At 63.8% G+C, this 9,376-nt stretch carries 9 protein-coding genes; 5 read left to right on the top strand and 4 right to left on the bottom strand.

The annotated features are described in order from the left end of the window. The 3 genes from WCB02_RS00100 to WCB02_RS00090 form a co-directional block, all read left to right on the top strand. The coding region (locus WCB02_RS00100) for a hypothetical protein (RefSeq protein WP_423955063.1) at nt 1-361 on the top strand (361 nt) is incomplete at its 5' end. 238 nt (nt 362-599) lie between these two features. Then, nucleotides 600-788: a twin-arginine translocase TatA/TatE family subunit gene (locus WCB02_RS00095; protein WP_423955062.1), complete on the top strand. Its 189-nt coding sequence runs from the start codon at nt 600-602 to the stop codon at nt 786-788. Beyond that, nucleotides 788-3,121: an efflux RND transporter permease subunit gene (locus WCB02_RS00090; RefSeq protein WP_423955061.1), complete on the top strand. Its 2,334-nt coding sequence runs from the start codon at nt 788-790 to the stop codon at nt 3,119-3,121. Before WCB02_RS00095 ends, WCB02_RS00090 begins: the two co-directional genes overlap by 1 nt. Nucleotides 3,122-3,247: 126 nt before the next feature. On the opposite strand, the gene WCB02_RS00085 is transcribed toward WCB02_RS00090, so the two are convergent. From WCB02_RS00085 to WCB02_RS00070, 4 genes are all read right to left on the bottom strand, one after another. Then, nucleotides 3,248-3,538, bottom strand: coding sequence for a hypothetical protein (locus WCB02_RS00085; protein ID WP_423955060.1), 291 nt, complete (start codon nt 3,536-3,538; stop codon nt 3,248-3,250). A gap of 6 nt (nt 3,539-3,544) precedes the next feature. Further along, nucleotides 3,545-4,144, bottom strand: coding sequence for a c-type cytochrome (locus WCB02_RS00080; protein ID WP_423955059.1), 600 nt, complete (start codon nt 4,142-4,144; stop codon nt 3,545-3,547). A 216-nt stretch (nt 4,145-4,360) separates the two neighbouring features. Then, nucleotides 4,361-5,020, bottom strand: coding sequence for a ubiquinol-cytochrome c reductase iron-sulfur subunit (petA, locus tag WCB02_RS00075; RefSeq protein WP_423955058.1), 660 nt, complete (start codon nt 5,018-5,020; stop codon nt 4,361-4,363). 153 nt (nt 5,021-5,173) lie between these two features. Next, nucleotides 5,174-7,192 carry a PBP1A family penicillin-binding protein gene (locus WCB02_RS00070; RefSeq protein WP_423955057.1) on the bottom strand — a complete coding sequence of 673 codons (2,019 nt, stop codon included), beginning with the start codon at nt 7,190-7,192 and terminating at the stop codon, nt 5,174-5,176. Nucleotides 7,193-7,952: 760 nt separating this feature from the next. Between WCB02_RS00070 and WCB02_RS00065 the strand changes: the two genes are divergently transcribed. Continuing rightward, the gene (locus WCB02_RS00065) at nt 7,953-8,363 is read left to right on the top strand and encodes a flagellar basal body rod protein FlgC (RefSeq protein WP_423955056.1); all 411 of its coding nucleotides are present in this window, start codon (nt 7,953-7,955) and stop codon (nt 8,361-8,363) included. 217 nt (nt 8,364-8,580) lie between these two features. Then, complete coding sequence (locus tag WCB02_RS00060) at nt 8,581-8,802, top strand: hypothetical protein (protein WP_423955055.1); 222 nt, start codon at nt 8,581-8,583, stop codon at nt 8,800-8,802. Nucleotides 8,803-9,376 lie beyond the last annotated feature (574 nt).

Genomic DNA, 9,376 nt, shown 5'->3' with positions numbered 1-9,376 from the left:
GATGAGCGCCGAGCTCGCAGGCGAGGCCGGCACGCTGACCGTCCACAAGCTCAATCATGGCAACGCGGCGCCGTTCTTCGCGATGGCGTTCGAGGCGCCGCACAGCGAGGTCGTCTGCACCGCGCCGGAGCTTGCCACCGCCGTCATCGCCGCGCTCGACTGGCCGGGCGATTCGATCGAAGCCAAGTCGGCGCTCATGCTCGCCGACAAATGCTGGGCCAGGCTACGAAGCGAGATCGTCGCCGAGGTCGGGCGGGAGACGCCCGACAGCTACTATATGCACAACAGCTGTGCCATCCTGATGAAATACAATGCGGTGACCGGCCAGCGCGCGGCGCACTGCCGCGCGCTGGCGCAATAGCGGCGGTGGCAGGAGGCCAGCGGCCGACGTGGACCAAGGATATCGGCGTCACGCCGCGCATCTTCACAATCGCTGGAGACGTGATCCGCCCCTCGGGTTTCGTGAAACCTGCGTAATGAAGCGGCGAGAGGCGGAACGAATGAATATCTGAAGGTTGTTCTTGCGGGTCAGAGACCTATTTCAAGCTGTTCGGGGGCTAGGACAGCGGGCAAGGTCCGTGACCGCAGAGGAGCCGCCGATGGAAGGTTTGAGCATTTGGCACTGGATCGTCGTCCTCGTCATCGTGATGCTGTTGTTCGGGCGCGGCAAGATCAGCGGCCTGATGGCCGATCTCGCCCAGGGCATCAAGGCGTTCCGCAAAGGCATGTCGGAGGACGACAAGCCGACTGACGCGCCGCCGGCCAAGCCGGCCGAGACCATCGACTGATGCAGCTCCATGGTCACCTTGGCAGGCTCTGGTTGCGCCGCCGGCACGATCTTGCGCTCGGCATCGAGCGCATTGGGCTGGTATCCCTGCGGTTTCCCGCCGGGGTCGGCATTGTTGCCATCATCCTTGCAATCGCGGCAGGTTTCGGCATCAGCCGGATCAAGATCGACGACTCCCTCAGTCAGCTGTTCCGATCCGACACGCCGCAGTTCAAACTGTATGAGCGGGAAACCCGCCTGTTTCCGTCCAGCGAGTTCGACGTCCTGATCGTCGTCAATGGCGACACATTGCTGGAGCGCTCCTCGATTGCGAAGCTTCGCGATCTCGTCACCGATCTGCAGCTGATTGACGGGACGCGCGGCATCATCTCCCTGTTTTCGGCGCGTCAACCTCCCGAGGACGGACAGCTGCCGGCGCCGCTGGTTCCCGAGGACATTCCGAGCGGCGCCGCCTATCAGCAGCTCGTCCAGCGCATCACCTCGAACGAGATCATCCGCGGCAAGCTGCTCTCGAACGACGGCAAGCTGGCGCTGATCGTACTCGCGCTTGATCCCGATGCCGTCCAGGGGCAACGCCTGAGCCGCATCGTGCACGATATTCGCCAGACCGCCGGCACCGATCTGGCCGGAACCGGCCTCAAAGCCAGCCTCACCGGCGTCCCGGTCATGCAGCTCGAGATCCGCAACGCCGTGGAGCGCGATCGGGTGATCTACAATGCGGTTGGATTCGCAGCCGGTTGCCTGATTGCAATCTTGTTCTTCAGGCGTGTGTCGTTCATGGTTGTTGCCGCCGGACCACCCTTGACGGCCATCCTGCTGGGGTTGGGCGCCCTGGGCTGGCTGGACTTCCGTCTCAACCTGTTCCTCAACATCATGACGCCGCTCATCATGGTGATCAGCTTTTCCGACAGCATGCAGCTCACCTTCGCCGCACGGGATCGGCTGATCGACGGCGAAAGCCGGTACAAGGCCTTTCGCCATGCCCTGCTGGTGGTCGGCCCGGCATGTGTGCTGACCCACGGCACCGCGGCGCTTTCGTTCATCGCGCTGCAATTCTCGCAGTCCGACCTGATTCGGTCGTTTGGTGAGGCCGGCTTGATCGCGACGCTGATCGCGCTGGTGACCGTGCTGACGCTGGTGCCGCTGCTCGGGATTCTGCTGGTCCGCCACGAGGGTAAATTTGCAGCCGATGCCAGACGGACCGACCGCGCTGTCGCATTTCTGCGCGACGCCTGTGGCTGGATCGCGGGCCGCATGGTCCGGCGCCCGGGCATCTACAGCCTGATCGGCCTTGTCGTCGTATTGATGTTCGCGGCGGTGTATTCGCAGTTGCAGCCGCGCTACCGTCTCGCCGACCAGGTGCCGGACCGCGGTCAGGCGGTCGCAGCCGCCGGCCGGCTGGACTCCGAACTGACGGGATCGAGCCCCATCAACATCATGATCCAGTTTCCGAAGGGAGCATCGCTCTATTCGCCGCAGACCCTGCAGGTGATCGCCGAGGTTCACGGCATCATGCAGAATCAGCCCGGCATCGGAAATGTCTGGTCGCTGGAGACCCTGCGCCGCTGGCTGGCGGAGAAAGCCGGTCGAACGGACGTCGCCACCCTCAAGCAATATGTCGACATTCTTCCCCAGTACCTGGTGCGGCGCTTTATCTCAGCCAATCAGGACGCCGTCGTCATTGCCGGCCGCGTCCCGGACGTCGACGCCAGCAGGATACGCCCGATCGTCGCCGCGCTGGATCGGGCGCTCGCCTCGGTACGATCCCAGCACCCCGGCTACACCATCTCCGTCACCAGCCTTTCGGCGATCGCCGCGCGCAACAGCGCCGGCATGATCGAAAAACTCAATCGGGGCCTCACCGTCGAGGTGGTGTTCGTCGCGGCGTTCATCGGCCTTGCCTTCCGCTCGTTTCTGGTGATGTGCGCAAGCGTGCTGCCGGCGATCTTCCCCATCGTCGTTTCGGGATCGCTGCTCTGGGCGCTCGGCGACGGCCTGCAATTCGCCAGCGTCATTGCGCTGACCGTATCGTTCGGGCTCGGCCTGAGCGCGACCATCCATTTCCTCAACCGCATGCGCCAGGAGGAAAGGCCTGGCGACAGCGCCACGATAAGCGTCCAGCGCGCCACCATTCTGGTCGGCCCGGCGCTGATCCTGACCTCGGTGGTGCTATCCTGCGGACTGATCGTAACCGTGTTTTCGAACCTGCCGTCGCTGCGGCTGTTTGGATGGCTGAGTACGCTGGCGATGATGCTGGCGCTGGTCGCCGACCTGACCATCCTGCGCCCGGTCATCACATTCCTGCGTTCGATCGTTCGTCCCGCGCATCCATGATCACACGAGAGCGGTGACGTGGAATATCCAGGCCCAAGGCCGCTCGCATCGATCTGAAACAGCGAAAGCCCGGCGCCTTTGCCGGCGCGGCGATGACAGCCCCTCGGACGTGGAAAAACGCCACTCTCAGTTGTCGTTTTTGTCCTTTTCCGAGCCGCGCCGCGCCGCCACGCGCAGACCCACGCACCAGCAGAGTTCAAAGAGCGCCATCGCGATCGTGAGCGTGATCGACGACATCATGATCCCGATCGCCAGTTGATGGAGCTCCGTCGCCCGGCTGATCCAGAGAAAGATCAACGCAATGCCGTTCAGCGCCGCGAAAGAGGCGATCGAGGAGCGATATTCGTCGAGCTTTGGGCGCAGCGCCCGCATCGCCAAACTCGACGTGACCTCAATGGACGAGAGCAGACCTGCCATTCGGCTTCAGCTCCCTTTTTTCTGCGGAGAACTCGGTTCGCCCGGTTTCGAACTGGCAGGCGCCGCAGTCGCGGTCGGCAACGGCACCGGATTATCCGACAGGGTGCGCAGATACGCAATCACGTCCGCGCGCTGGTGTTCGTTGTCGAAACCGGCAAACGTCATCTTGGTTCCCGGAATGTAATTTCTGGGGCCGGCCAGGAACTTGTTGAGCTCGTCGAACGTCCAGGTGCCGCCCTTCGCCTTCATGGCTGCGGAATAATCGTAGCCCGGCTCCGAGGCCCGCGGCCGGCCGACCACGCCGTAGAGATTCGGACCGATCTTGTTCGGTTCGCCCTTCTGCAGGGTGTGGCAGGCCATGCATACCCTGCTGAGTTCCTTGCCATGATCGACGTTGGCAGCCGCCAGCAGGTTTTCGATCGGCTCTTCCGGCGCCTTTGTTGCAGGCTGTGCGGCGGTCTCGGCCTGCTTGACCGCGATTTCAAAGCCCGGCTTGGCCGGCACCTTGGGCGCAAAGATCGCGCCGGCGGAAAGATGGATCACCTGCAGGCACAAGCACAGGCCCAGCACGGCACCCAGGACCTTGTTGAGTTCGAACGATTCCATGGCACGGAACCACATCCAGGCAGGCCTCGCTGGTCTGTAATAAGCGGGCTCCGCAATGGTTCCTGCGCTTGTACCGCTGTTTCGCGAGATCAATAATCGCACTGAATTTCGTTCGGCAGGGAGCTGGCCGGAATCGCCGAGAAGCTGCGCTTCGCCATCGAAATGGCCGACAGAAACACCTCGTCCATCGCTCCCTTGGTTCGCCAATTCGGCCCGTCAAATCTGGGCGATCGACGAAAAATCCCAGACGGTGCCAGGAGGATTCTCTCCGATTCGGACCATCGTATCGCTGACGAACCGATAGGGGGGGACCGGCAGATTGTAGGGAGCCGGTACGCCAGCGAAAACGCGTCCCGCCAGATCGTATTTGGAGCCGTGACACGGGCAGAAATAGCCCCCGAGCCAGTCCGCCGTCGGCAGGCTCTTGCTGGGATCGGGATAGAACATCGGAATGCAGCCGAGATGGGTGCAGATGCCGACCAGCAGGCCGTATTCGGGCTTGATCGAACGATGCCAGTTGCCGGCGTAAGGCGGCTGCTGCGGCGCGCCGGAATTGGCGTCCGATAATCTGTCGAGCAGTTTCGGATCCTGCAGGGTCTTGAGGGCGGCAGGCGGACGATTGACGATGAAGATCGGTCGCGAACGCCAGCGCACCATCGCCTGCTGGCCCGGCTGAAGCTTGCTCACGTCGAACTCCACCGGGCCGCCCGCGGCTAGGGTCGAGGCGTCGGGCTCCATCTGGTCGACCATCGGAAACAGCGCCGCCAGCGTTCCAATCACGGCGGCAGCGCCGGTCGCGATGTAGAGGAAGTCCCGCCTCGTTCCCGTCGCGGGTTCGACGTTGGTGGATTCGACATTGCTGGATTCGACGGTCAAATCTGGCTTCCTCGAGATCTGCTTGCTGCAGAGACACCCTGGCTGGTGTGCAACGCTGCGACCGGGTGGTCTGCTCCAATCGCCCACTCATACTTTCGTGAACCTGCGCGCAGGCTTGGCAGGAGCCGGCTGCCGCATTGATGGCGTCACCAATTATCGTTCACAATATTCGCGCGGTCCCCAATACGGCTGATAGGTGCAGTCCGAGATCCGGAAAGAGTGATAATATTCTTCGCAGGCCGGAACGTTGCACTGGCCGGCCTGCGTCTCGGCGGCCGGAGCGGCATCCTGATCGGAGAGGCCGGACGCCTGCTGCGACTGGTCGACCGTCGTCGGCAGCGCAGGCGACCCGACCGGATCGTTTCCGGCCACCGTCGGCGCGCTCGCCTGCTCCATGAAATCCTTCCAAATCTCTGCCGGGAGCGAGCCGCCGACGACGCCCTTCATCGGACTATGGTCGTCATTGCCGACCCAGACGCCAACGACGAGCGAATCATCGAAGCCCACAAACCAGGCATCGCGATAGTCCTGGGTCGTTCCGGTCTTGCCGGCGGCAAAACCTGGAAGCGCCGCGGCACGACCGGTGCCATGTTCGACCACGCCCTGCAGCAGACTGATCAGTTCGGCCTGATACTGCCCGAGGCTGTGCTGCGATTGATCGGGATCTCCGATCGGCAGGTAGTGCGGGTCATTCGGCATCTTGACGCCGGAAATGCCCCATGCCGTGACGGGCGCCTTGCCCGCGCGCACTGCCGCATAGGCCGACGTCAGATCGAGCAGGCTCACTTCGGCGGTACCCAGCGCGAGGCTTGGGTTGTTTTCGAGCCGCGCGCGCAGGCCGAGATCGCGCGCGGCCGCGATCACCTCGCCGATTCCAACCTTCTGTGACAGTCGCACGGTCGCATCGTTCAGCGAATTGGCGAACGCGTCGGCAAGGGTGACCTCACCATGGTAGCGGCGCTCATAGTTCTCCGGCCGCCAGCCGTGAATGTCGATCGGCGTATCGAGAATGTCGTCGTCGGGTTTAAAACCCGCGCGCAGGGCCGCATAATAGTCAAACAGCTTGAACGCCGAGCCCGGCTGCCGCTCGGCCTGGACCGCGCGATTGTACTGGCTGCGTGCGTAGCTGCGTCCGCCGATCATGGCGACAACGGCGCCATCGGGCCGCATCGCAACCAGCGCGGCCTGTTGCGCGTGCTTCTGGTCGCCGTCCTTGGCCAAGACCGACTTCACGATCTCCGCCGCCGACTCCTGCAGGCGCAGATCCAGCGTCGTCCGGATCCCGACGGTTCCGGCAAACGGTGGCGTGACCGCGGCCGCCTTGTTATAGACCCAATCGACGAACCAGCCGGCCGCAGGCGGCGAGATCTCCGCCCGCGCCGGCGCCGCCGGATGCAGCTTCGCCGCCAGCGCCGCCTGTTCGGTCAACTTTCCGTTGTCCACCATCGCGTCGAGAACGGTCGCGGCCCGCTTCCGCGCGGCGTCGAGATCGTGAAATGGGTCGTCCTGCTCCGGCGCATTGATCATTCCGGCCAGCATGGCGGCTTCCGGCACGGTCAAGTCAGCAACGCTCTTGTCGAAGTAGAGCTTTGCGGCAGCCGGAAACCCGGTCGCTCCCGACCCCAGATAGACGTTGTTCAGATAACTCGTCAGAATTTCGTCCTTGGTCAGATGATGCTCGATCCAGATCGCGATCACCGCCTCCTGGATTTTGCGGCGGTAGGTCCGCTCCGGACCCAGAAAAAGGGTCTTGACGAGTTGCTGGGTGATGGTGCTGCCGCCGGCGACGGTCCTGTGAGCCTCGATATCCTGTCGGAATGCGCGCAGCATCGAGGGAAAATCGACGCCGCCATGCCGATAGAAGCGCCGGTCTTCAATGCTCAGGACCGCATCGACGACCACGGCGGGCATGTCTTGCGCCTCGACGGGCGCCAATCGCAAATTGCCCCTGGGCAGCAGATCCTGCCCGTCGGCGGATTTCAGCACGATGACGCGTCGCGACGTGATCTCGGCCATCGAGGGCAAATGGATGCCGTACAGGAACCACGATGTCGTTCCGGCCAGAAGGAAGATCGCGGCCACCATCGCTGCCGCCGCGTAACCAAGCCATGACCCCGGGCTCGCGTGCGGAGCCGGCTCGCTCTCGGGCGTGACGACCGGGTTCGCGTTCATTGCAAACGGCTCCGCGGCAGCCGTCGGGTCGCCGGCGAGGGCTGGCCCTGCGCCTGCGCGTGCAGCCGATGGGTCGCCGGCATCGGAGAACGAAATCGCCTGGTCATGTACGTACCCGCCGGCAGCGCGCCGGTCTCTTGCCGACCAAACGCCGGCGCGCGGCGAGGGTTCCAACGCCACATGCGTGGCGACGCCGTCTCCCCCGATCAGCACGGCGCGAAGATTCGGCCGGCCTGGGCGGCGATCGAACGCATGATCGCAAGTTCCGGAAGGCCGGCGGCAAGCCAGCGGATCCGCCCGGCACCGCTTCGCGCTTTGGAGCCACCGATGGGCGGCCGGGAACGTCTCAGCTGTGGAAATGCAAAATCAGCGCAACCGTAGACAAGGCGACACACGCACCCAATGCCAGAACCACCAGGTAGAGACCCTTGCCGTTCGATCCTTCCGGGAGCTTTCGCCAGTGCATGGCAGCCTCCAACAACTGCCGCCACCCGGACGTCTGCTATCAAGGCGACCAGATCGCGTCCAATCAAACGGCGTTCAGGCCAGCCAACACCCGGCCGGATCAACCCGTTCCGATTGCCGGCGGGTGGCCGCGCGCGGCGCGACTGCGAAGATCGGTTTCCTGCGACGCCGCCGCCGCAGCCGAATGGTAAACGATCCCTGATCTCCGCCACTTGAATTCGGCCGCCGGCCTTGAGGCTCGCTTAGGGCGCGAGGCGTTAGGTGCCGGCTCGACCCTCCATCCGACGAGCCCTTGATGAGCAGCATCTCGACGATCGCACTGTCCGGCATGAACGCGGCGGGCCGCCGCCTCCAGGTCACCGCCAGCAACATCGCCAATGTCGGGTCCAATGGCGCGCTGCCCAGTGCCAATGGAACGGTACCAGTGGGGGCGCCGCAGGCCTATGTGCCGCTTGATGTTGTCCAGACCGCAAGCACCGACGGCGGTACGCAAACGTCGGTCGCGACGGCGACGCCATCCTATGTCGCAACCTCCGACCCATCCGCCTCCTTCGCCAACCAGGACGGCCTGGTCGCCGCGCCCAATGTCGACCTCGCCCAGCAGTTCGTCAGCACGCTGGTCGCGAAGTACAGTTTTGCGGCCAATGCAAAGGTGATGCAGGCGGCCGACGGCATGACCCAGTCGCTGCTCAACATCACGGCGTAGGCCAGACTCAGCACGGGTTGCACGGCCAGTTCGCTGAAGCAGCTCCGCGCGCGGCTGAGCCTGTCCGCCGTGGTATCCGGTGCTGACGACAGTCCCGCGCCCGCATCGTTGGCATGCAATGCGAACGCTGCAAGACCAAGCAGGTGACCTCTCGCTCTGACACACGCGCGCCATACGTCGTCGTTACGAGTCGATGACAACGCCAACGAGGAACAACATGGCCGATAACGATCTTGAAATCCTGATCAACGCGCGCGCGGTTCTGGTCGAGGTCCGCCAGAACTGGGCCAAGGCCATTGCGACCGGCTACAAACGCGGCGAGACGGAAATCGCGGTCAAGAGCATCCTGGAAGTCCAGCAAGCCCTTGATGTGATTGACCACGCGGCCGAAGAGCTCGAAGAGGCCGAGGCCGAGGCCGAGGAAGACGACGAGGACTGACAAGAAGGCCGGCGGATGGCCGGTCGCTGATCCTTCGCCGGTCAGCGTGTGCTTTGGATGGTCGCGACGATGCCGGGGTCGGCCGGCCGCGGTGCACGTACCGCGCCCCGGATCGAACGCGTTGCGCGAGAAAAAAGCCCGTAACGGCCGACACGGTGCTGCGGCTGGGCAAGTCCTTCAGGACCGGCGCCGCGTTCTGGACGAACATTTCAGGCGTACGACGATCTCGAAACCGACGTAGACGTGCTGGCGCCGTCGGGATCAAGAAGACGGCACCCGACACCACGGCGTGAGAGCGACGCAGATCGCGGCTTGACGCGCGACGCAACATCGGAAGCCCGGCTCAGACGACCAGATGTCCTTCGCAAAGGCTTTCATCGCCGCGACCGGCGAGACCAGATCACGAGCGAACCTGCACAAGCTTCGCAGCTCTCGTCTGAACGGCAGTGAGCGGCCCGAGACATAGGTAACGAAACGTACCGGACACATGGGTAACACTTTCCGCTTTTGTTCTGCGGGAGGTGTCGATGCCGTGGAAAGCGAGTTCGGTAATGGAGGAACGTCTTCGATTTGT

The organism is Bradyrhizobium sp., assembly GCF_049581145.1.
In the GTDB taxonomy this organism is placed as follows: Bacteria; Pseudomonadota; Alphaproteobacteria; order Rhizobiales; family Xanthobacteraceae; genus Bradyrhizobium.
The sequence above is the reverse complement of the archived record's forward strand: the minus strand, read 5'-3'. Positions and strand labels throughout refer to the sequence as shown.

What these genes read in the sequence shown, in the direction of transcription:
- WCB02_RS00095 (WP_423955062.1), top strand. Translation starts at nt 600, where the DNA reads ATGGAAGGTTTGAGCATTTGGCACTGGATCGTCGTCCTCGTCATCGTG.
- WCB02_RS00090 (WP_423955061.1), top strand. Translation starts at nt 788, where the DNA reads ATGCAGCTCCATGGTCACCTTGGCAGGCTCTGGTTGCGCCGCCGGCAC.
- WCB02_RS00085 (WP_423955060.1), bottom strand. Translation starts at nt 3,538, where the DNA reads ATGGCAGGTCTGCTCTCGTCCATTGAGGTCACGTCGAGTTTGGCGATG.
- WCB02_RS00080 (WP_423955059.1), bottom strand. Translation starts at nt 4,144, where the DNA reads ATGGAATCGTTCGAACTCAACAAGGTCCTGGGTGCCGTGCTGGGCCTG.
- WCB02_RS00070 (WP_423955057.1), bottom strand. Translation starts at nt 7,192, where the DNA reads ATGAACGCGAACCCGGTCGTCACGCCCGAGAGCGAGCCGGCTCCGCAC.
- WCB02_RS00065 (WP_423955056.1), top strand. Translation starts at nt 7,953, where the DNA reads ATGAGCAGCATCTCGACGATCGCACTGTCCGGCATGAACGCGGCGGGC.
- WCB02_RS00060 (WP_423955055.1), top strand. Translation starts at nt 8,581, where the DNA reads ATGGCCGATAACGATCTTGAAATCCTGATCAACGCGCGCGCGGTTCTG.